This is a genomic window from Lentibacillus sp. CBA3610 (assembly GCF_013373365.1).
In the GTDB taxonomy this organism is placed as follows: Bacteria; Bacillota; Bacilli; order Bacillales; family Amphibacillaceae; genus Lentibacillus.
In genome coordinates this window covers 1,680,585-1,702,191 of record NZ_CP035925.1, presented here as the reverse complement: position 1 = coordinate 1,702,191, position 21,607 = coordinate 1,680,585, and the positions used below count along the sequence as shown (strand labels likewise).

General features: G+C 41.6%; 19 protein-coding genes, 1 pseudogene and 1 other annotated feature. Of the genes and pseudogenes, 18 read left to right on the top strand and 2 right to left on the bottom strand.

Features of this window, described 5'->3' with window-relative positions; genetic code table 11:
• Positions 1–306 precede the first annotated feature (306 nt).
• The 6 genes from Len3610_RS08635 (at position 307) to coaE (ending at position 7,364) form a co-directional block, all read left to right on the top strand.
• Positions 307–783: a MaoC family dehydratase gene (locus Len3610_RS08635; protein ID WP_176447590.1), complete on the top strand. Its 477-nt coding sequence runs from the start codon at positions 307–309 to the stop codon at positions 781–783.
• Positions 784–1,033: 250 nt separating this feature from the next.
• The gene (locus tag Len3610_RS08630) at positions 1,034–1,729 is read left to right on the top strand and encodes a response regulator transcription factor (protein WP_176447589.1); all 696 of its coding nucleotides are present in this window, start codon (positions 1,034–1,036) and stop codon (positions 1,727–1,729) included.
• Complete coding sequence (pnpS, locus tag Len3610_RS08625) at positions 1,726–3,108, top strand: two-component system histidine kinase PnpS (protein WP_176447588.1); 1,383 nt, start codon at positions 1,726–1,728, stop codon at positions 3,106–3,108. The genes Len3610_RS08630 and pnpS overlap by 4 nt, the downstream gene beginning before the upstream one ends.
• Positions 3,109–3,272: 164 nt before the next feature.
• Positions 3,273–5,912 carry a DNA polymerase I gene (polA, locus tag Len3610_RS08620; protein WP_176447587.1) on the top strand — a complete coding sequence of 880 codons (2,640 nt, stop codon included), beginning with the start codon at positions 3,273–3,275 and terminating at the stop codon, positions 5,910–5,912.
• A gap of 12 nt (positions 5,913–5,924) precedes the next feature.
• A complete protein-coding gene (mutM, locus tag Len3610_RS08615) occupies positions 5,925–6,755 on the top strand; it encodes a DNA-formamidopyrimidine glycosylase (RefSeq protein WP_176447586.1) in 831 nt (276 codons plus the stop codon).
• A gap of 9 nt (positions 6,756–6,764) precedes the next feature.
• Entirely contained in the window at positions 6,765–7,364 is a 600-nt protein-coding gene (gene coaE / locus Len3610_RS08610) for a dephospho-CoA kinase (protein WP_176447585.1), read from the top strand.
• A gap of 143 nt (positions 7,365–7,507) precedes the next feature.
• Here coaE and Len3610_RS08605 read toward each other — a convergent pair whose 3' ends face one another.
• The gene (locus tag Len3610_RS08605) at positions 7,508–8,002 is read right to left on the bottom strand and encodes a GNAT family N-acetyltransferase (RefSeq protein ID WP_176447584.1); all 495 of its coding nucleotides are present in this window, start codon (positions 8,000–8,002) and stop codon (positions 7,508–7,510) included.
• A 229-nt stretch (positions 8,003–8,231) separates the two neighbouring features.
• Between Len3610_RS08605 and Len3610_RS08600 the strand changes: the two genes are divergently transcribed.
• The 10 genes from Len3610_RS08600 (at position 8,232) to rplT (ending at position 18,541) form a co-directional block, all read left to right on the top strand.
• The gene (locus tag Len3610_RS08600) at positions 8,232–9,263 is read left to right on the top strand and encodes a glyceraldehyde-3-phosphate dehydrogenase (RefSeq protein WP_176447583.1); all 1,032 of its coding nucleotides are present in this window, start codon (positions 8,232–8,234) and stop codon (positions 9,261–9,263) included.
• A 691-nt stretch (positions 9,264–9,954) separates the two neighbouring features.
• Positions 9,955–10,344 carry a cytosolic protein gene (locus tag Len3610_RS08595; RefSeq protein ID WP_176447582.1) on the top strand — a complete coding sequence of 130 codons (390 nt, stop codon included), beginning with the start codon at positions 9,955–9,957 and terminating at the stop codon, positions 10,342–10,344.
• 32 nt (positions 10,345–10,376) lie between these two features.
• On the top strand, positions 10,377–10,847 hold the full coding sequence (nrdR, locus tag Len3610_RS08590; RefSeq protein WP_176447581.1) for a transcriptional regulator NrdR: 471 nt from the start codon (positions 10,377–10,379) through the stop codon (positions 10,845–10,847).
• A gap of 37 nt (positions 10,848–10,884) precedes the next feature.
• Positions 10,885–12,213, top strand: coding sequence for a replication initiation and membrane attachment family protein (locus tag Len3610_RS08585; RefSeq protein ID WP_176447580.1), 1,329 nt, complete (start codon positions 10,885–10,887; stop codon positions 12,211–12,213).
• A 21-nt stretch (positions 12,214–12,234) separates the two neighbouring features.
• Positions 12,235–13,167, top strand: a complete 933-nt coding sequence (dnaI, locus tag Len3610_RS08580; RefSeq protein ID WP_176447579.1) for a primosomal protein DnaI — start codon at positions 12,235–12,237, stop codon at positions 13,165–13,167.
• Positions 13,168–13,426: 259 nt separating this feature from the next.
• Positions 13,427–14,278, top strand: a complete 852-nt coding sequence (ytxC, locus tag Len3610_RS08575; RefSeq protein ID WP_176447578.1) for a putative sporulation protein YtxC — start codon at positions 13,427–13,429, stop codon at positions 14,276–14,278.
• Between the two features lie 835 nt (positions 14,279–15,113).
• Positions 15,114–17,060, top strand: coding sequence for a threonine--tRNA ligase (gene thrS / locus Len3610_RS08570; RefSeq protein ID WP_176447577.1), 1,947 nt, complete (start codon positions 15,114–15,116; stop codon positions 17,058–17,060).
• A gap of 142 nt (positions 17,061–17,202) precedes the next feature.
• Positions 17,203–17,328, top strand: a sequence feature (ribosomal protein L20 leader region).
• A gap of 69 nt (positions 17,329–17,397) precedes the next feature.
• On the top strand, positions 17,398–17,901 hold the full coding sequence (gene infC / locus Len3610_RS08565) for a translation initiation factor IF-3 (protein WP_176447576.1): 504 nt from the start codon (positions 17,398–17,400) through the stop codon (positions 17,899–17,901).
• Between the two features lie 29 nt (positions 17,902–17,930).
• Positions 17,931–18,128: a 50S ribosomal protein L35 gene (rpmI, locus tag Len3610_RS08560; protein WP_176447575.1), complete on the top strand. Its 198-nt coding sequence runs from the start codon at positions 17,931–17,933 to the stop codon at positions 18,126–18,128.
• Between the two features lie 56 nt (positions 18,129–18,184).
• The gene (gene rplT, locus Len3610_RS08555; protein WP_176447574.1) at positions 18,185–18,541 is read left to right on the top strand and encodes a 50S ribosomal protein L20; all 357 of its coding nucleotides are present in this window, start codon (positions 18,185–18,187) and stop codon (positions 18,539–18,541) included.
• 132 nt (positions 18,542–18,673) lie between these two features.
• Here rplT and Len3610_RS08550 read toward each other — a convergent pair whose 3' ends face one another.
• Complete coding sequence (locus Len3610_RS08550) at positions 18,674–19,606, bottom strand: carbon-nitrogen hydrolase family protein (RefSeq protein ID WP_176447573.1); 933 nt, start codon at positions 19,604–19,606, stop codon at positions 18,674–18,676.
• 172 nt (positions 19,607–19,778) lie between these two features.
• Here Len3610_RS08550 and Len3610_RS08545 point away from each other — a divergent pair.
• Positions 19,779–21,000 (top strand): annotated as a pseudogene (locus Len3610_RS08545) (MFS transporter).
• 172 nt (positions 21,001–21,172) lie between these two features.
• Entirely contained in the window at positions 21,173–21,595 is a 423-nt protein-coding gene (locus Len3610_RS08540) for a hotdog family protein (RefSeq protein ID WP_176447572.1), read from the top strand.
• The last annotated feature ends 12 nt before the right edge of the window (positions 21,596–21,607 follow it).

Below are 21,607 nucleotides of genomic sequence, written 5' to 3'. Positions count from 1 at the left end.
TTGGAGTGGAGGCCAGTCGACTCCTGCGGGAAAAGCAACAGCTGAAGACCCCGCAGGAAGTGGTTTTCTTCCGAGGAGGCTGAGGCGTTGCCCGCGGAAAGCGACTGGCCGGAACGGAAATCAACACAGCACTTATGTCGCAGTTAATCTCAGTTGTGAGTTTTAAAACAACAATCTTAACCGTGAAAACCACGCAAAAAAGCTTCTCTTTATTCATGAAAGAGGAGCTTTTTTTAATGATGCTATAGCGGCAGTTAGCATTTTCTGGTATAATAGAAAACGCTTACATGTATCGGGGGTGACTGTATGATTGGCAAAAAGAGAAAGCTGGGCAAGAAAATGGCTGAGTTGCAGGTCGGTGATGCTTATACGGCTTCTCATATTGTCGAGGATAAGGAATTATTATTATATTTAGGTTTGACGAATGATGCTAACCCGCTCTATATTCAACACGATTATGCATCCCAGACACCGTATAAACAGCCTGTCGTTCCATCCGTTATGCTTTTTGGGATGGTGTCATCCATTGTATCCATGCATTTACCTGGACCAGGCAGCCATATTACCCAGCACGAGATGACCTTCCCAAAACCGGTATTTCATTATGCTGAAGTTACGTTTACACTTGAAGTGATTGCCATTGACCACGGGAATCATGAAGTAACGTTATCCGTTATCGGTTTTGATCGGGAAGGTGATGAGGTATTGCAGGGAAAACTTAATGTCCGGCCTGCATATGAACCTGAGTCTCTGACAGGGCGTTCGCTGGAAAATTTCTTTTAAATGCTATATGGAAGTTAATTTTTAAGATTCCGTAAAGGATTTGTGATAACTTGAGCCGAAAATAGGATATTTAAGCTAACCCCATGAGCAGGTTTGGCGATGATTTGAGCTTTATGCGAACACTGCTGGAGGTTGACCAAAGCTGTATTCATCATTTGTAAATTTTTCTTTACACCCGGATCTGTTCACATTGCCTTCATTTCATTGTAAGATAAAGATAGCCAGATTGTCATAGAAATGAGGATTGTCAATGGGGAAACGAATTTTGATTGTTGATGATGAAGCGTCAATTGTTACGTTGCTAAAATTCAATGTGGAGCAGGCTGGGTACGAAACGGATGTGGCATATGACGGGAAAGAAGCTATTCAAAAAGCTGAAACTTCACATTATGATCTGATTATCCTTGATCTGATGCTGCCGGAAATGGACGGTATGGAAGTGTGCAAGCATCTGAGGTCTAATAAAATTGATACGCCAATTCTGATGCTGACGGCAAAGGATGAAGAACTTGATAAGGTATTGGGGTTGGAAATCGGGGCGGATGATTATTTGACGAAACCATTCAGTCCCAATGAAGTCATTGCCCGTATCAAAGCCATTCTGCGCCGAGTGAACAAGGCCGGGGAATTAAATAGCATGTCAATACAAATTGGTGATTTAACCATTTATCCTGATCGTTATGAAGCGGAAATAAAAGGAGAGCCGCTGACGTTTACGCGAAAGGAATTTGAACTTTTATATTATTTTGCTTCCCATAAAGGCAACGTCCTTTCACGTGATCAACTATTAAGTGCGGTATGGAATTATGACTTTGTAGGCGACACTCGGATCGTTGACGTCCATGTCAGTCATTTACGTGAAAAGATTGAACCGGATACGAAAAAACCAACATACATTAAAACAATAAGAGGGCTTGGATATAAAATGGAGCATCCTAAACTATGAAACCTTTATTTAGAAAACCACTGATAGCCTATCATATTGGGATCCTGCTTCTGGTTGCTGTATCGGGAATTGCCTTAAGCCAATTGACGACACAATATATTATTCTTTTATCGATTTTAGTTGTGGCATATATTATTCTTATTGTTATCATGCTGCATATTTATGATAATTATATGAAACCGATTGAAAAGGCGTCCCAGATTGTCGATGAATTCGTTAAAGGAAATTATCGGGCAAGAATCCACCACTCAGCAGGTGGAAGTATTGGTAACCTTAACAACAAACTAAATGTTCTGGCAAGAAACCTGAGTGAATTCAAAATAAAAGAACAGGTGCGGGAAGAACAGCTGACAACAGTAATTGACAATACACAAAGCGGTTTGGTGCTGATCGATGAGAAAGGCTACATTCACTTAGTCAACAGGAAGTTTTTATCCATGTTTGGCGGGAGTGCCGCTGATTATCATGGGTATTTATACTATGATGTTTTGGCAAACGAAACGATCCACGAAACCGTCCAGCAAACGTTTTTGTATGAAAGAAATATCATTCATTCATTAACACAGTTTATTGGGGTTGACAAGAAATATATTGAAATCATTGGTGCACCTATATTTAATGATCGTAATATGCTGAAAGGTGCCGTTCTTTTATTGTATGATATTACACATTTGAAAAAGCTGGAATTAATGCGGAAAGACTTTGTGGCAAATGTTTCGCATGAACTGAAAACACCAATCACCTCAATCAGCGGGTTTGCAGAGACATTATTGAACGGCGCCATGAAAGATGAGGACACATTACAGCATTTCCTGACGATTATCCATGATGAAAGCACACGTCTTCAGGAACTGATTGAGGATTTATTAAAATTATCCCGACTGGAAAAGGATAATTTCGAACTTGTCAGAACAACGGTAGATATTGATCGTTTAGTTGAAGAGGTCATTCCGATAATCAGCCAGCGCGCGGAAAAGAAAACTATTGACTTGAAGGTTGATGTCCAGAATGAAATCACCCTGGAGGCCGATGCTCAGCAGGTTAAGCAAATCATCATTAATTTATTGTCAAATGCGATCAGTTATACACCGGAAAACGGCGCTGTACATCTGAGAATAATGGATGAAGGTGACTATATCCATATTCAGGTTTCGGATAATGGCATTGGTATCTCAGAGGAAGCTATTCCGCGGATATTTGAGCGGTTTTACCGGGTGGATAAGGCAAGGAGCCGGAATACTGGTGGAACAGGGCTTGGGCTGGCAATCGTCAAACATATTGCTGAAGTGCACGAAGGAAAAATATCGGTCGATAGTGAGCCTGATAAAGGATCGGCCTTTCATGTCCATTTACCGAAAAATAATCCGGCATCCTCTTAATAGAGGGTGCTTTTTGTTATACTGTGGTAAAATAGGGGTAGTGGTGATGGCTGTTTCTTAAAAGATTGTTGTCTTTGAAGCAGAATTAAGATATATATTACTATCAGCAACACACTATATGAAAACAGCCATGATGATAAAGGTATGATCGGAGGAACATTCAAATGAGCAATAAGCTTGTATTGGTTGACGGCAACAGTGTGATTTACCGAGCGTTTTTTGCATTGCCGCTTTTGAACAATGATAAAGGTGTTTATACGAATGCGGTTTACGGTTTTACAAATATGCTGTTAAAAATTCTTGAGGACGAAAAACCGACCCATATGCTGGTTGCATTCGATGCCGGAAAAACAACATTCCGTCATGAGACATATCAGGAATATAAAGGCGGGCGGCAAAAGACACCGCCGGAACTGTCAGAACAGATTCCGCTTTTGAAAGAAGTCCTTGATGCATTCCAAATCTCGCACTACCAGCTTGATTTATATGAAGCGGATGACATCATTGGGACGCTTTCCAGGCAAGCACAGGAAAATGACTGGAATGTTACGGTCATCTCCGGTGATAAAGACTTGCTTCAGCTTGTATCGGACAACGTTACCGTGAATTTGACCAGGAAAGGAATCAGTGACATCGAACCATACACACCATCATTTATGCAGGAAAAGATGGCCATTTCCCCTGAACAAATTATTGATCTGAAGGCATTGATGGGGGATAGTTCGGACAATATTCCGGGTGTGCCGGGTGTCGGTGAGAAAACAGCCACCAAACTGCTGAAACAATTTGAAACAGTAGATAATGTGTACGACCACCTTCATGATGTCTCCGGCAAGAAATTAAAGGAAAAGCTGGAAAATCATAAAGATGATGCGTTCATGAGTAAGAAGCTTGTCATTATTGACCGTGATTCACCTATTGATGTAACGCTGGCTGACATGACATATTCGGGTTATCCGCAAGCAGATGTCAGTGCGATTTTCAAAGATCTGGGTTTCCAGTCATTGCTCGGCAGGATTGATGGTGAAGCAGAAGATGATAGTGAGGGAAGTGCTGAACTAAGTCCTATTGATTATACAATTGCTTATGAGGTTACAGAAAGTATGCTGGGTGATGAGGCGGCACTGGTGCTGGAAATGCTCGAGGAGAATTATCACTATGGCAATATTGAGGGCGTCGGTGTGGTGAATGCCTCCAATGCCTATTTTATTCCAACCGAAACAGCCATTAATTCCGATGCGTTTAAAGCATGGGCGGCGGACAGCAGTCAATCGAAAATTGTTTTTGATGCCAAGAAAACGCTTGTGGCTTTATTGAATCAAGGTATCCATGTTAAAGGCATTACTTTTGATATGCTGCTGACATCCTATTTACTTAATCCGGCCGAAAATAATCATGATATTCCGGCAATTGCACACCGAATGGGCGAGACAGACGTATTATACGATGAGGAAGTCTATGGAAAAGGTGCGAAAATGAAACTGCCTGAACAGGATGCGTTAAGTGAACATGTTGCGAGGAAAACAAGCCTGTTATTTCAATTAAAAGATAAAATGGAACAGCAGCTGAAAACGAATGAACAGCTTGAATTATTGAAAGAACTGGAAATGCCGCTTGCACTTATTCTTGGGGAAATGGAGCATGCCGGTGTACGCGTTGACACAGACCGTCTCCATGAAATGGACGAGGATCTGAAACAGCGCTTAAGTGAATTGGAAAAAGAAATTCATGAACTGGCCGGTGAGGAATTTAATTTAAATTCCCCGAAACAGCTTGGACCGGTTTTGTTTGAAAAATTGGGTCTCCCGGTTATCAAAAAAACGAAAACGGGGTACTCAACTGCGGCAGACGTTTTGGAACAATTGCAAAATGAACATGAAATTATTCCAAAACTTCTGCTTTACCGGCAATTAGGTAAACTGCAATCAACTTATCTTGCCGGACTGCTGCGTGTTGTGGACAAAGATTCGCATAAAATCCATACCCGATTTAATCAGGCACTGACCCAGACTGGACGTTTGAGCTCAATTGAACCGAATTTGCAAAATATCCCGATCCGCCTGGAGGAAGGGCGCAAAATTCGCCGTGCTTTCGTTCCATCCGAACAGGACTGGATTATGTTTGCTGCCGACTATTCGCAAATCGAATTGCGCGTACTGGCACACATTGCAAATGATGACAAACTTGTTGAAGCATTTACAAATGATCTGGATATTCATACCCAAACAGCGATGGATGTTTTCCATGTTGACAGGGAAGATGTAACGGCTCATATGCGCCGCCAGGCAAAAGCCGTAAACTTCGGGATTGTTTATGGCATAAGTGATTTCGGGCTTTCACAGAGTCTTGGTATCACACGGAAGGAAGCCAAGCAGTTTATTGAGCGTTATTTTGAAAGCTATCCTGATGTCAAAGGTTATATGGATGACATCGTCCAGGAGGCCAAACACCAAGGCTATGTGACCACCATCATGAAACGCAGACGCTATTTACCGGAAATTACGAGCAGAAACTTCAATCGGCGCTCATTTGCTGAACGGACCGCCATGAATACACCAATTCAGGGAAGCGCTGCCGATATTATCAAAAAAGCTATGATCGATCTGAATGAAAAATTAAAAGACGAAAAACTTGAGGCACGGATGCTGCTTCAGGTACATGACGAATTGATTCTCGAAGCACCAAAACAAGAGATTGAACAACTAAAAGAAATCGTACCAGCTATCATGGAAAACACTGTGGATCTGAATGTGCCGTTGAAAGTTGATTATGAATACGGCGAGAGCTGGTTTGATGCGAAATAAGGGGAAGATGGCATGCCGGAATTACCAGAAGTGGAAACGATAAAAAACACACTAAAACGATTTGTAATCGATAAAACCATTACGGACGTGTCTGTATTCTGGCCAAAGATCATCAAACGGCCGGATGATATTGAGCAGTTTAAACAACTTTTAACAGAACAGACGATACAAGCTATACACCGAAAAGGAAAATTCCTGTTATTTGAACTGGATGATGCCGTACTGGTATCCCATTTGCGGATGGAAGGCAAGTATAATGTCCATTTGTCAGCGGAGCCGGTAAAAAAACACACGCACGTCATTTTTAAATTCAACAATGGTGAAGAGCTCCGCTATAATGACGTGCGCAAGTTTGGGACAATGCATTTATTTAAAAAAGGAGACGAATGTAACCATAAACCATTAAATCAATTGGCCCCGGATCCTTTTGATGAAGCATTTACGGTGGATTATCTTTACCGGAAACTGAAAAAAACCGACCGCCTAATCAAATCAGTGCTGTTGGATCAGTCGGTTGTGGCCGGGCTTGGGAATATTTACGTTGATGAAACATTATTTAAAGCAAAAATCCATCCATTAAGAAAAGCGAATAAATTAAAGAAAAAAGAAGCAACAGCCATTTGGGAAGCGGCGATTTCCACCTTAAAAGAAGCGGTTGATCAAGGAGGAACCACGATCCGATCGTATGTTAACTCACAGGGTGATATGGGCATGTTTCAACAGGAGCTGTTTGTCTATGGTCAGGAAAACGAACCATGTAAAACGTGCGGTAAAACGATTGTCAAAATGAAAGTCGGCGGACGTGGAACCCATGTTTGTGTTTCGTGCCAAAAAATGAAATGAGGGCTGTAAATGACACGTGTTATCGGACTGACAGGAAGTATCGCAAGTGGTAAAAGTACGGTTTCGTTAATGTTTGATGATTTTAATATCCCGGTGATTGACGCGGATAAATTATCGAGAGAAGTCGTCATGCCGGGTGAAAAAGCATATAAGCAGATTGTGGAATCATTTGGGGAAACCATACTTCGAAAAGACAAATCAATCGACCGACCAAAATTGGGTGCCATTGTATTTGAAGATGAGGGAAAACGTAAGACGTTAAACAGCATTGTGCATCCCGCTGTCAGGGAAAAAATGCTTGAACAAAGAGATGCTCATGTCGAATCCGGCATCAAAAGCGTTGTATTGGATATACCGTTGTTATTTGAAAGTAAGCTGACGAACTTTGTGGACAAGACAGTCGTCGTTTATGTTGATGAACATGTGCAGCTCGAGCGCCTGATGGAGCGTGATGGTTATTCAGAGGAAGAAGCTTACCAGCGGATTAACGCACAGATGCCGGTCAAGGAAAAGGCGGAACTTGCTGATGCCGTTATTGATAATAATGGATCAAAGTATAATTCCTGCGAACAGCTGGAGTCACTGCTACAGGAATGGGATGTAGTTTGATGGTTAGTATCAAGAGGCTATCCAATCAACTATCCAAATAAAATTCATAGTTGATGCTGAAAAAATATTCAGCTGATAATTAAGAATAGCTCAGCCTACTGTTCCTGAGCTATTCTTAATTTATTCACGAGGTTTTTTCGAGTTTATAATGACCTTGCATAGCGCAAAGAGATTTGTTCCTCTCCGGTTTCAGTCAGCGTAACGCTTCTCTCCTGATAGACAAACCCTCTTGCTTCATAAAAAGGAATACCCAGCTGATTCCCTTCCTGTACAGAAACCCATTGCTCTGACGCACCTTGATTGATCTGTTCCTCAGTCATTGCTTCAAGAAGGCGTCTGCCTATCCCCTGATACCGATACGTTTCATCGACATAAAACACAAATATCTCGGATGTATCCGGCCTGGTCAAACCACCGCCAATCACGCCGGCAACTTTAGAATTATGCAGTGCAGCGTGAGTATAGTCACCTTTTTGAATGTCCTGATGAACGCGATCAAAGTTATACCAAAATTCAATATTCCTCAGTTGGAATTCTTCGCTGAGCTTGCCTTCCACTGTTTGTTTCCAGCCAGCAGCGCAAATGGCGGCAATAGCCTCAGTATGTTTCGTTTGTGGTTTAATGATTGATACTTTCAATACATAACCTCTCCTTGTTACATGCTGCCCCTAACCAGCACAATTACCTGTGAATTTCTTGAATTAATTCTAACATAATGATGCAGAATATTTATAATTATATTTTTTGCTCAAATGAACGATAACTAAATAACGATTTTTTAATAAAAAATAGCACATTCCGATTTTAATATGTTATACTATTAACAACAGATTCCAAAAAAGTATAACACAAATTGGGGGATGGAAAATGAGTAAAACCCGGATTGCAATTAATGGATTTGGCCGTATCGGGCGGATGGTTTTTCGTCAGGCGGTAAAAAATCATGAATTAGAAGTCGTATCAATAAATGCCAATTATCCTCCTGAAACTCTGGCACATTTGATTAAGTATGACAGTATTCATGGCATCTTTGATGGCGAAGTGAAAGCACTCCAAAGCGGTTTGGAAGTTGATGGGGAGTTCATTAATCTTGTCAGCTCCCGTGAACCGGAAAAACTGCCATGGAAAGAACATGAGATTGATGTTGTCATAGAAGCTACGGGAAAATTCAAAACGAAAGAAGAAGCAGGCCGGCATATTCAGGCAGGTGCAAAAAAAGTTGTCATTACAGCACCAGGGAAACAGGTTGATAAAACGATTGTTATGGGTGTTAACGAACAATCCTATACACCTGAAGAAGATGAGGTTATCTCCAATGCTTCCTGTACGACGAATTGCCTGGCACCAGTGGTAAAGGTACTCGATGATCATTATACAATTGTTAATGGTTTGATGACGACGGTGCATTCATTTACAAATGATCAAAAGAACCTTGATAATCCGCATAAAGATTTGCGACGTGCCCGCGGATGCACACAATCGATTATACCAACATCAACCGGTGCTGCTAAGGCTTTAGGGGATGTGCTCCCGCATTTGAATGGAAAACTGCACGGCACGGCATTAAGAGTTCCGACACCGAATGTTTCACTTGTTGATCTGGTTATTGACGTAGAGGAAGACGTGACACCTGAAATGATTAACAATATCTTTCGTGAAGCTTCAGAAAATGAATTAAACGGAATCATCCAATATAGTGATGAACCACTTGTTTCAATTGATTATACGACAACTGACTATTCTGCTATTATTGACGGGCTGTCAACAATGGTCATGGAAGATAACAAGATTAAGATTTTGGCTTGGTATGATAATGAATGGGGCTATTCAAAACGGGTTGTCGACCTGGCCGGACACGTCGGAAGTTATCTTAATCAGAAACATGTGGTTTCGTCATAACGGAAAAACACCAAAGATTGACCATCTTATATAGATGCGTCAATCTTTTTTTATGCTATTTTCTCAAAGATTGCTGCTTTGTCACTAAACCCATAAACTGCGACATAACTATCGAAAAGTCTTCATCCCATTCTATCGGGACTGAGTGCTGATTCATCGCTGCGGAAAAATACTCCCTTTCCGCGGGGAACGCTTCAGCCTCCTCGCTCGCAAAAACCGCTCACTGCGGGGTCTTCAGACTGTTCCTTTCCCGCAGGAGTGTCGCATTTTTCCGCAGCTCAGTGTTCTGTTCTGTCCTAGTGAGAAAAAACCCACTAGACACTTTATTTTGAGTTTCAACAATCAAAATGCAGAACGAACATCAATACCAGCGTAGGAAATACGCGGAGACTCCTGCGGGAAAAGTGGCCAAAGTGAGACCCCGCAGCGAGGAACGAGCGAGGAGGCTCACGGGTCACCCGCGGAAAGCGGAGCGTATTTCCGGAGCGGTGTCATTACGCTCAAATTTTTCAGTGTGTCGCAGTTTATATCAAAAATGAGATTAAAAAGCAATAACGTTTACGAAAAGATATATTTAGTTCAGATTAGTTCAGCTATGAAATTCGTGTTACAATAGGTAGACATATAGTTTATAATAAAGTTAGTTCGACAGTAAGTTGTATTTGACTTTCTCTGGGATGGGGTGCAGGAGATGTCGTTTCGTCAAGTAATTGCAAAGTATTTCAGTGATCATGCTGAGACAAATGATCTACATACAGATCCTTCACTGCAGACACACTATTATAAAACAACGCGTGATAAAGGGTTTAACATGTTGGAAAATCTATTGCAAAATAATCCCAAATATAGCATCAATTCACGATCCAAAGAGCATGGTGAGATAAGTGCATCGGTTGTGAAAGGTAAGAAAGCATTTATCGTAGCAACGGTCATTATGGTCAGACCTTACAGGACCGCGATTGATTTTTCAGTCACTACTGAATCAGTGCTTCCATTTGATTTTGGTTACTCTCATAAGATGATTCAGCAATTATATTCATATGCCGATAAAGAGCTGCCACTGATAAAAAACAGGAATTAACGGCAGTTATTAATGAATGGGGTTGAACAAACATGCGATGTTCAAATTGCCACAATAAAAGTACAAAAGTATTGGATTCACGTCCGATTGAAGAAGGAAGTTCAATCCGCAGGCGCAGGGAATGTGAACAGTGCGGCTTTCGGTTCACGACATTTGAGCGGATTGAAGAGGTGCCATTAATTATTGTCAAAAAAGATGGCACACGTCAGGAATACAGCCGCGAGAAGCTGATCCGCGGATTGATTAAAGCTTGTGAAAAACGTCCGGTTCCACTTGAAAAAATAGAAGGAATTGCAATAGATGTTGAAAAGGAACTCCGTAATACCGGTGTGTCCGAAGTAGAGAGTAATGAAATAGGGGAAATGGTAATGGAGCGGCTTTCAGACATAGACGAAGTTGCCTATGTCCGTTTCGCATCCGTTTATCGCCAATTCAAAGATTTATCCGTATTTTTGGATGAACTGAAGGATTTAATTAAATCAGACAAAAAACAATCCGAATAAGTGCTCGGAGCGTTAGATAGAAGAAAGGGTTAGTATAATGCGTGATATCGGAAAAATTCTGCCCATTGAAGGGTATCGGGTTTTATTAAAGGGAAGTCTTCCGGCTGACTACACTAAATCGTTAACACACCTGTATCAGCCCCTGGTCGGTATTCAAGCAGTTTCATTATATCAGACCCTTATCAATGAACGGGATTTTCAGGAAGATTCCACAGCCCGGACACATCATACACTGATGAATTATATGAATGCGCCATTGGATGAAATATACAGGGCCAGACGCAAGCTTGAAGGAATCGGTTTACTGAAAACATATCAGCAGGATTCCAGTGAGCATCATTGGTATACTTATGAAATGCAGCCCCCGTTTGCACCGGATGAATTTTTTGTTGATGATATGCTCACACAGCTGTTATATCATCATATCGGGGAAGCAAAATTTACGATGCTGCAGGAACATTTTCGTTCACAGTCGCCCGAAAAAGGAACCAACATTACTGCCTCATTTAATGAGGTTTTTCAAACATTTCAGCCGCATGCGGAAGGGTTGAATTTAACAAATGACAGTCAGACAACAGAAGAAAACATGCCATCGATTGATTTTTCCTGGATGGAGCAAATGCTGCAATCACGCATGATTCCTGTCAAAAAAGTGATGACAACAACTAACAAACGGTTGATTTCGCAAATGATGACGTTATATGATCTGGCTGAATTTGAAGTGGAAAAAGCTGTATTATGGGCGCTTACCGAAGAGAATTCACTTGTACCTAAAGAATTTAAGGAAGCCTGTCACGATTTGTTTCAGAACAAACATCAGCAGGCCACAATCAGATTGACCGGGAAAACAGAAGATGAAGCTGCTGAAACGGATTATAAACCGACGACGAAAGAAGAACAGCTAATCCTCAAGCTGGAGAAAATTTCACCAAAACAATTGCTTGAAGATTTATCCAGCGGTGGCCAGGCATCCGGTCAGGACTTAAAAATGATTCGTGAAGTCATGACAACTCAAGGGTTGCCATCGCCGGTCATGAATGTGCTGATCCATTATGTTCTGCTGCAATCCGATATGAAGCTATCAAAAGCATATATGGAAACAATCGCCAGCCACTGGTCACGTTCCAATTTAAAAACGGCCAGGGAAGCGATGGCGTTTGCAAAAAATCAAAAATCACAATATCAGCAACGTCAAAATAATAAATCTAAAAATTACCGGAAACCTGCGTCAAAAGAAGTGGTTCCGGATTGGTTTAAAGAGCGGAAAAAGAAAAAGCCGGCAGTTCAGCAAAATAGTGCTGATGCTGAACAAGCTAACGAAGAATTCGCGGCGCTTCTCCGGGAATTCTCGAACGGAAAACAATAATCTTGTGCAAGGATGACAGTTATGAAGCCAGTACAGTCTGAAATCCAAAAATGGATGAAACAGAACAAAAACTTCAAAGAAAACTATTTGAACGTAAGGGAAGAAGTTTTAAACGACCCTGAAATCAGTGAGTTCCTATCACTTAATCCGCAGCTTTCACAGAAGGAAATTGATAAAAGTCTCATCAAACTCTATGAATATAAAACACAATCCAAGCAGTGTGATAAATGCAAATCTTTCGGTCAATGCATTAATATGATTCAAGGCTATTCACCCATTTTGCGCACAGATAATGATGAGATACACCTTGTTTATGAAAAATGCCATAACCGGATTGATTATGAGAAGCAGAAAGAGCAGCAAAACCTGATACAAAGCCTGTACATGCCTAAAGATATTTTCAATGCCAGTATCAACAGTATTGATATTGATAATCAGAGACAGCCGGTCATTCATGAAATGTTAAACTTTTTGAAAGAAGCAAAAACAAGTCTTCCGGAAAAAGGCCTTTATTTCTTTGGCCCATTCGGGGTCGGAAAAACGTATTTTCTTGGCGCACTTGCAAATGAACTGAAACGGATAAAAATATCATCCATGCTGATTTATATGCCTGAATTCGTCCGGGAAATGAAAAGTTCCATCAAAGACGATTCCATCAATGAAAAAATTAATTACTTTAAGAAGACAGATGTCCTCATGCTTGATGATATTGGTGCTGAAACACAATCCGCCTGGTTTCGGGATGAGATACTCGGATCTATTTTACAGTATCGCATGATGGAAAATTTACCGGTATTTTTCACATCCAATTACAGCCTGGAACAATTGGAAGAGCAGCTTGCTACCACGAACCGGGGCGGAAGTGAAACGGTCAAAGCCGGCCGGATCATTGAACGCATCAAACAGGTCGCTCAAGCAGTTGAACTGACTGGCGAAAACCGCCGTGACTCATGATGACCATAGGCAGGCGGGTCTCCCTATTCACTACTACAATCGAAAAAAAATCCAAATAGAGGGCATATCCCATAAAATTTTTTGGGGCTGCCCCTTTTTCTTATGATTTTTCGATTATAATAGTAGAAGGAGGGAGAGAGTGCACCACCCTATCTAACCAGCCAAACCATAGATATTTACTAGTTTCGGAGGACCATACATTTTTTCATATGCACGTCCATATAATGTAACAGTTTGGTCTTGGGTGAGGGTGATGTTTTTGCTGGAAGTTTATTTTGAATCGGATAAAGAGGCGATAAGTTTTTGTGAGAATTTGTTTCAATTTAATAACCAAATTGAATTACATTGGAAAACATCGAAAGCGTGGGGAAATCATCTCCAATTGGATCAACAAGCGTCAGGCAATGATTTCGTGGAAAAGATTGCTGATGCAATGGTTGGCGTATTCGTGACATACCGTCTGACAGATATGATCAACACCATTATCAGGCGTCATTATTATTATTCAAATTCTGATGAAATTGAACGTATTATGGATTTGTCACATTGGATTTTTGCCGGTGATGACGATGACAGCCAGTTGGTAAGAAATAATAAAGATCCGAGCCAACTGTTGTATTCGCTATTTCTGACGAATATTAATAATACAGGAGCCATTCATTTTGATTCGATTGTTAATTTTCAATTGAAAGTGTTTAAGGATCAGCTTATTCACTATGTCGGTCTTGCGATTGATGAGTTTAAACGAGAGGAAGATCATCAGGCATTTATCGATATGCTGCGGGGTTATATCACAAAAAGAAAACCAGTATTTAATACCATCCATATTCTGCAGGGGGATTCGTTTTCTTTTTTTAAGCCGGATGGTAAGCGGTTTTCAGGAATGGAATTAAAGATACTCATGCAGAAAGAACCGCTTTATGTGGTCGGCCTGGATGCTGATGAGCTGAATTTGTCACCATTGATTGCCATGGCACCGGAGAAAATTAAAATATATGGTGATGACCCATCAGAGCCAAAAACGCTAACGGTGATTAATGTTTTTCAGGAAAGGGCTACATTTGAATCACTCGGCCGTTTTCCGTTCCCAAATCAGATAAAAAATAAATAAAACCGGTTGATTTTATCTTCAACAACAGCTATAATACGATTTATATAAGATAAAAGTACCGATAAGGACACGATCATTTGATTATTGTGCAGACAAGAGAAGGGAGTCATCGGCTGGAAGCTTCCGGTGCGCAACCAAATGATTACCACCTTTAAACTCTGTTGTTGAACTAGGAGTAAATAGCAGCGTATCATCTGCGTTAAAGATTAATGAAGCCGCAGTATGTTTGCGGAAATTAGGGTGGAACCACGTGACGAACGCTCGTCCCTTTGCTTAAAGCAGGGGGATGGGCGTTTTTAATATGGCTGTTTTTAAAAGAATGTTGTTATGTCGAATAAAACATAAACTGCGACACAACTTTTGGAATGTCTTCCTCCAATTCTATCGGGGGCCTGAGTGCTCGTTCGTCGCTGCGGAAAAATACTCCCTTTCCGCGGGGAACGCTTCAGCCTCCTCACTCGCGGGCCAACACGATGTTGGTCGCGGGAGGCGTTGGCTATTGACGTGACGTTCTTAGCCTTTGTTCCTTTAACGCTCGCTGCGGGGCCTTCAGACTGTTCCTTTCCCGCAGGAGTGTCGCATTTTCCCGCAGCTTAGTGTCGTGTTCTGTCCTAGTGAGAGAAAACTCGCTAAACAATTTTTTCTTGGGTTTCACCACTCAATGTACAGAAACTCAACAGCAGCTGAGCGTATTTCCGGAGCGGTGTCATTACGCTCAAATTTTTCAGTGTGTCGCAGTTTGTATCAACTATGAAGAATAAGGATCAGCAAAAACACTAAAAAATAGCCTTTATATTTAAATTCAATTATATGATGCAACAAAGGAGTGTTAAAAATGGCAGATATTACAATTACGTTTCCGGATGGAGCCAGTAAGGAATTTCCTCAAGGAACAACTGGAGAAGACATTGCAGGCTCAATTTCACCAGGGTTAAAGAAACAGGCGCTGGCCGTTAAGGTGGATGGTGAACGGTTTGATCTCAGGCGCGAACTTCCTGATGGCGGTGCTATCGAGATCATGACGTACAGAAATGATGAGGGTATTGATATCATGCGTCACTCGACAGCCCATCTAATGGCACAGGCTGTTACCAGGTTGTTTGATAATGTGACATTCGGTGTTGGACCGGTTATTGAGGAAGGTTTTTATTACGATATGGATTTGGATCATGCTTTGACACCTGAGGACCTTCCAAAGATAGAGAAAGAAATGAAACGAATTGTTGATGAAAATCTGGAGATAGAGCGAATGGAAGTTTCCCGCAATGAGGCAAAGGAAATGTTCCGGGAAATCGGGGATGATCTGAAACTGGAATTAATCAATGATATCCCTGAAGATGAACAGGTAACCATCTACAAACAAGGTGAATTTTTTGACCTGTGCCGCGGGGTGCATGTACCGTCAACAAGCAAGATTAAAGCGTTTAAGCTGTTGAGTGTCTCCGGAGCCTATTGGCGTGGTGACAGCAATAATAAGCAGCTGCAGCGCATCTATGGAACAGCATTTGAAAAACAAGGTCAGCTTGATGACCATTTACGCATTCTTGAAGAACGAAAAGAGCGTGATCACCGTAAACTCGGCAAGGAGCTGGATATTTTCACCGTCTCCCAAAACGTCGGCCAAGGTTTGCCGTTGTGGCTCCCAAAAGGTGCAACAATCAGACGTATTATTGAGCGTTATATCGTTGATTTGGAAGAGCGGCTGGGCTATGACCATGTTTACACACCGGTACTGGGAAGTGTTGATTTATATAAGACAAGCGGCCACTGGGACCACTACCAGGATGACATGTTCCCGACAATGGAAATGGATAATGAAGACTTGGTGCTCCGTCCAATGAACTGCCCGCATCATATGATGGTGTACAAAAATCAACTGTACAGCTACCGTAATCTGCCAGTGAGGATAGCGGAATTGGGGACAATGCACCGCCATGAAATGTCCGGAGCACTGGCGGGACTGCAGCGTGTACGGGCAATGACCCTCAATGATGCGCACATATTTGCTCGTCCGGATCAGTTGAAAGATGAATTCATCAGGGTTGTGGAACTTGTACAAAGAGTTTACAAAGACTTCGGAATCGAGGATTATTATTTCCGTCTGTCCTACCGTGATCCGGAAGATAAAGAGAAGTATATTGACAATGATGACATGTGGGAAAAAGCAGAGGCCATGCTGAAAGAAACAATGGAAGAAATGGATGTTGAATACGTTGAAGCAAAAGGGGAAGCTGCTTTTTACGGTCCGAAATTGGATGTACAGGTACAAACAGCATTAGGGAAAGACGAAACACTGTCCACTGTTCAGCTTGATTATCAATTGCCGGAACGCTTTGACCTGACTTACATCGGTGAAGATGGCAAAGAACATCGCCCGGTTGTGATTCACCGTGGTGTCGTTTCCACGATGGAACGTTTTGTGGCGTTCCTGATTGAAGAATATAAAGGTGCATTCCCGACCTGGCTCGCACCTGTTCAGGTTGAGGTAATTCCAGTCGCACCGGATGCACATTTGGATTATGCCAGGAAAGTTGCTGATGAATTACGGTTCCAGGGTGTACGCGTTGAAGTGGATGAACGTGACGAAAAAATCGGTTATAAGATTAGGGAAGCTCAGACCAAAAAAGTTCCATTCGCATTAGTTCTCGGTGACAAAGAAATTGAAAATAGCAGCGTGAATGTCCGGCGCTATGGTGAGAAAGACTCAGAAACATTAAGTTATGACGATTTTGAAACGCTGATTAATGAGGAAATCGGTCAAAGGGTTTTGCGCAAAAAATAGGATGCAGCCCAGGTACAGAACAGTGCTTGGGCTTTCTGTCTGCTTGAAATCATGATATACTGTAAATGAAGCTTTTATAGATAGCCATAGGTTGACACATGGTTCAGCACATGCTATTCTATATAAGCTGAATAAAATGATCTGAGACAAGTAGAAGCACCCGCTTCTCACCTGATCGACGCTCGTTTGCAGTCGGCTGGTCCTAAACTTTTCAATATATTATTGGAGACGTGTGGGTGCATGTATGTACCGACACTTTTTATTTGCGATAGAATAACTTGTCAATAGCAGATCACTAAATTTAAATTTACGGAGGTGGCTGGCAATTAGCAAAGAAATGAACGTCAATGAAAAAATTCGTGCCCGGGAGGTACGTCTGATCGATTCAAATGGGGATCAGTTAGGAGTGAAATCACGTAACGAAGCGCTGGATATTGCGCAGACCAGAAATCTGGACCTGGTGTTGGTTGCGCCGAATGCAAAACCACCAGTATGCCGGATTATGAACTATGGCAAATATCGTTACGAACAGCAGAAGAAAGAGAAAGAAGCACGCAAAAAACAAAAAGTCATTAATGTCAAAGAAGTGCGTTTCACTCCAGGAATTGGCGAGCATGATTTCAATACAAAACTGAAGAATGCACGGAAATTCTTAAGTAAAGGCGATAAAGTAAAGGCTTCTGTTCGATTCCGAGGACGTGCCATCACGCACAAAGATCTTGGCCGGGAAGTTCTCGACCGTCTTGCAGAAGAAACGAAAGATGTTGCGACAATTGAATCCAAAGCAAAAATGGAAGGCCGCAATATGTTTATGATGCTTGCGCCAAGCAAAGAAAAATAAGCTTCAACTGACACAAGGAGGATACCAATATGCCAAAAATGAAAAACCATAAAGGTTCGCAAAAACGTTTCCGTAAAACAGGTACTGGAAAATTAAAACGCGGACACGCATACACAAGCCATATGTTTAAGCATAAATCACCAAAACAAAAGCGTAAACTGCGCAAATCCGCTATTGTTTCCAAAAGTGATTTCAGACGTATCAAAACAATGCTTCCGTATAAATAAGAAGCTCGTGATTTAAACATTCAATCATTTTTCAATTGTATTAGGAGGGAATTACTATGCCACGTGTAAAAGGTGGACCAGTTACGCGCAGACGTCGTAAACGCGTATTGAAATTAGCTAAAGGTTATTATGGCTCGAAAAGAGTATTATTTAAACAAGCAAAACAGCAAGTCATGAAGTCCGGTCAGTATGCTTATCGTGACCGCAGGCAGAAAAAACGCGATTTCCGCAAACTTTGGATTTCCCGCATTAATGCTGCAGCACGCATGAATGATATTTCTTACAGCAGACTAATGCACGGATTAAAACAGGCAGAAATCGAAGTTAACCGCAAAATGCTGTCAGAACTTGCTATCAATGATGAACAGGCATTTGCCCAATTAGCTGAAAAAGCAAAAGCAGCATTGAAATAGAGACATGGGGACAGGCACCTTGTCCCATTTAAAAACAGCCAAGCCTGATAAAACAGGTTTGGCTGTTTTTCTGTATAAAAGTGGGCAGCCCCAATTGTCCTGATTTCAGAATAAAGTTTCTTCTCTCAAATCTCAGTTTCGCCGCTTTTTCTTCACATCAAACGAAAAAATATCATCTCGTGAATAATGTCCGGTCACATCTAAGGTTAATTGTTCGGCATCAATTTTTTCAAGGTCTATTTCTGCTGTAAGAATCATCTCTTCATCATAAACCGGACCGGCAATATATTGACCATCCGGACCAATGATGGCGCTGCCTCCTCGTTGCAGTAATTGATCAGGGTGTTCATATAATCCAGCTTGCAATTCAAATTGTGGAGGTAAATCTGCAACCGATTCTATTAGACCTGTTGCCATTACATAGGATCTTCCTTCAAAAGCATAGTGACGACTGGCGATTTGATGCATTTCATTTACCGTTGGCCAGACAGAAATATGAATTTGTTCTGCCTCATTATGCAGCGCTTGTCGTGTCAACGGCATCCAGTGCTCCCAGCAGATAAGCCCGCCAACTCTTCCATAGCCGGTGTCGACTGCTTTTAATCCATCTCCGTCACCGGGACCCCAGACAAGCCGCTCGGTATAGGTGGGGGTCAGTTTCCGGTGATGGTTCAATATATCGCCATTTGTTCCAATCGTGATGAGACTGTTGTATAAGGTGCCATTCCCAGGTCCCATATCCACTCGCTCGTTTAACCCCATAACAACGATTACACCGTGTTTTTTGGCAGTACGGGCCAGTGCATCTATTTCTTTACCGGGAATGGTTGGGCTGTTTTTACGTAAGAACGAATAGACTTCCTTCGTTGGCTTATGATTCCACAAGCATGCACCCGGACAGTGATCCAGCCATGTGGGATAGCCTGTTAACCATGTTTCGCCAAATGTAATTAAGTCCGCACCCTGAGCTGCTGCCTTTTCAATGTAATGAATCGCCTTATCAACTGATGCTTGTAAACGGAGGTATTCGGACCTCGCCTGTACAATAGCTACATTAACTTTCATGACTTCCTCCTTATTTGTTCTTTTTTATCTATGATAGCAGTAAATGTCATGACAGTATAGACAGTTTGATAACAAATAGCTCTGCTCAAATATCATATGTCAATGAGCGCCATTTTTTGGTATGGTTAAGTAACTGGTGAGATAGATAAGTGGAAAGGTGACGAGGCAAAAAATGAGGAGCAGAAGCAAACAATTTATTCGAACAAATAATAAAACCGTTTATTCCATCTTATTCATAATTGGTACGTGTCACTTATTAAACGACACATTACAGGCCGTTATTCCCGCTATGTTTCCGATTTTGGAAAATTCACTTGGCCTGACATTTACACAACTCGGCTTTATCACGTTTACTTTAAACTTGGTGGCTTCTGTCATGCAGCCTGTAGTTGGTTTATATACAGATAAACGCCCAATGCCGTATGCGTTGCCACTAGGGCTTGCAAGCAGTATAGTCGGAATGTTGGGTCTGGCATTCGCTCCGAATTTCTGGTTTATTTTAGTCAGTGTATTCTTTATCGGATTGGGATCGGCGGTATTTCATCCGGAGGGGTCCCGTGTGGCATATCTTGCAGCAGGACCGCGCAGAGGAATGGCTCAATCGATTTATCAAGTCGGCGGGAATACCGGTCAGGCGCTGGCTCCTGTGATAACAGCACTTGTATTAGTTCCACTGGGGCAATTCGGAGCAATTGTTCACATTGATTGCCGGACTGGCAGTGTTTTTCCTAATATACATTGCAAAATGGTACGCTTCGCAAATCGGTAATCCACTAAATGTTAAAGCGAATGATGGTGACAGTGAACGTGATAAAAATCTTTCCACAGCTATAAATAGGGCACTCATTGTTCTGGTTTTCATCGTGTTTGCCCGTTCCTGGTATACAAGTGTCATTTCAAATTTTTATGCCTTCTATGTAATCGAGAGTTATGGATTGACCATTGCAAAATCACAGAGTTACACGTTTACGTTTTTATTGGCCGGAGCCGTCGGAACGTTTTTTGGCGGCCCATTTGCAGATCGATTTGGCAAACGAAATGTCATTTTATTTTCATTTCTGGCTGCAGTTCCATTTGCACTCGTTTTACCATTTGCCGGATCGGTAACGGCGATTATTTTACTCGCCTTGCTGGGGGTCATTATTATGTCCAGTTTTTCCGTGACCGTTGTTTATGCTCAGGAGTTAATACCGGGCAAAATTGGTACGATGTCGGGGTTGATTGTTGGATTGGGTTTTGGTGTGGGGGCAATAGGTTCAGTAGCGCTCGGTTCATTAATTGACTCGATCGGTCTCACTCCGACAATGATTGCCACTGCCTTTTTGCCGCTGCTTGGGTTGTTGACGTTTTTATTACCGTCTGATAAGAAAGTGAGAGAATGGTATGGGGGATAAAGATAGAAGTTAGCTCTGATACCCGAAAGTGGGGACTTGAAGACCGGCTCCTTGCCCCCTTAAAATGTCTGACTGAATATGAAAATACTATCGTTCTGTGCCTCTTTAAAATTTCTCATCTAACATATATACTAATATTACAAATATTTTTTACGCAGAGAAGAGGATGAACATGACCAAGACCATCACAAATTTATTTAAAGGACAAACTGCCAGGCTGAAAAGGACGTTCACTGACAAGGATGTAAAATTGAGCAGTGAATTAACGAATGATTTCAGCCCGGTGTATGACAGTAATGCGAATATCTGGAAAGAATATTACGCTAATCCGATTGTTCCGGCTTTGTTGACGGAGGGATTAATAACTGAAGTCATCAGTACTGAGCTGCCTGGAATTCCATGTGTTTTATTACAGAAGGACCTTGTATTCTATTCACCTGTTTACGTTGGGGATGAAATTACTGCGGAATTAGTTATTATCGATAAAAATTTGGAACGAAATTGGGTTACAGAGAAGGTTACTTGTTTTGATCAGGATGGAAATGAGGTTATTAAAGGCCAGGTAGTCGTTTATTTGTTATCGAATCAAACATGATGGGTGATATAA

Excerpts from the sequence above, each read along its gene's own strand:
- Len3610_RS08635 (WP_176447590.1), top strand. The coding sequence starts at position 307 with ATGATTGGCAAAAAGAGAAAGCTGGGCAAGAAAATGGCTGAGTTGCAG.
- Len3610_RS08630 (WP_176447589.1), top strand. The coding sequence starts at position 1,034 with ATGGGGAAACGAATTTTGATTGTTGATGATGAAGCGTCAATTGTTACG.
- pnpS (WP_176447588.1), top strand. The coding sequence starts at position 1,726 with ATGAAACCTTTATTTAGAAAACCACTGATAGCCTATCATATTGGGATC.
- polA (WP_176447587.1), top strand. The coding sequence starts at position 3,273 with ATGAGCAATAAGCTTGTATTGGTTGACGGCAACAGTGTGATTTACCGA.
- mutM (WP_176447586.1), top strand. The coding sequence starts at position 5,925 with ATGCCGGAATTACCAGAAGTGGAAACGATAAAAAACACACTAAAACGA.
- coaE (WP_176447585.1), top strand. The coding sequence starts at position 6,765 with ATGACACGTGTTATCGGACTGACAGGAAGTATCGCAAGTGGTAAAAGT.
- Len3610_RS08600 (WP_176447583.1), top strand. The coding sequence starts at position 8,232 with ATGAGTAAAACCCGGATTGCAATTAATGGATTTGGCCGTATCGGGCGG.
- Len3610_RS08595 (WP_176447582.1), top strand. The coding sequence starts at position 9,955 with ATGTCGTTTCGTCAAGTAATTGCAAAGTATTTCAGTGATCATGCTGAG.
- nrdR (WP_176447581.1), top strand. The coding sequence starts at position 10,377 with ATGCGATGTTCAAATTGCCACAATAAAAGTACAAAAGTATTGGATTCA.
- Len3610_RS08585 (WP_176447580.1), top strand. The coding sequence starts at position 10,885 with ATGCGTGATATCGGAAAAATTCTGCCCATTGAAGGGTATCGGGTTTTA.
- dnaI (WP_176447579.1), top strand. The coding sequence starts at position 12,235 with ATGAAGCCAGTACAGTCTGAAATCCAAAAATGGATGAAACAGAACAAA.
- thrS (WP_176447577.1), top strand. The coding sequence starts at position 15,114 with ATGGCAGATATTACAATTACGTTTCCGGATGGAGCCAGTAAGGAATTT.
- infC (WP_176447576.1), top strand. The coding sequence starts at position 17,398 with ATGAACGTCAATGAAAAAATTCGTGCCCGGGAGGTACGTCTGATCGAT.
- rpmI (WP_176447575.1), top strand. The coding sequence starts at position 17,931 with ATGCCAAAAATGAAAAACCATAAAGGTTCGCAAAAACGTTTCCGTAAA.
- rplT (WP_176447574.1), top strand. The coding sequence starts at position 18,185 with ATGCCACGTGTAAAAGGTGGACCAGTTACGCGCAGACGTCGTAAACGC.
- Len3610_RS08550 (WP_176447573.1), bottom strand. The coding sequence starts at position 19,606 with ATGAAAGTTAATGTAGCTATTGTACAGGCGAGGTCCGAATACCTCCGT.
- Len3610_RS08540 (WP_176447572.1), top strand. The coding sequence starts at position 21,173 with ATGACCAAGACCATCACAAATTTATTTAAAGGACAAACTGCCAGGCTG.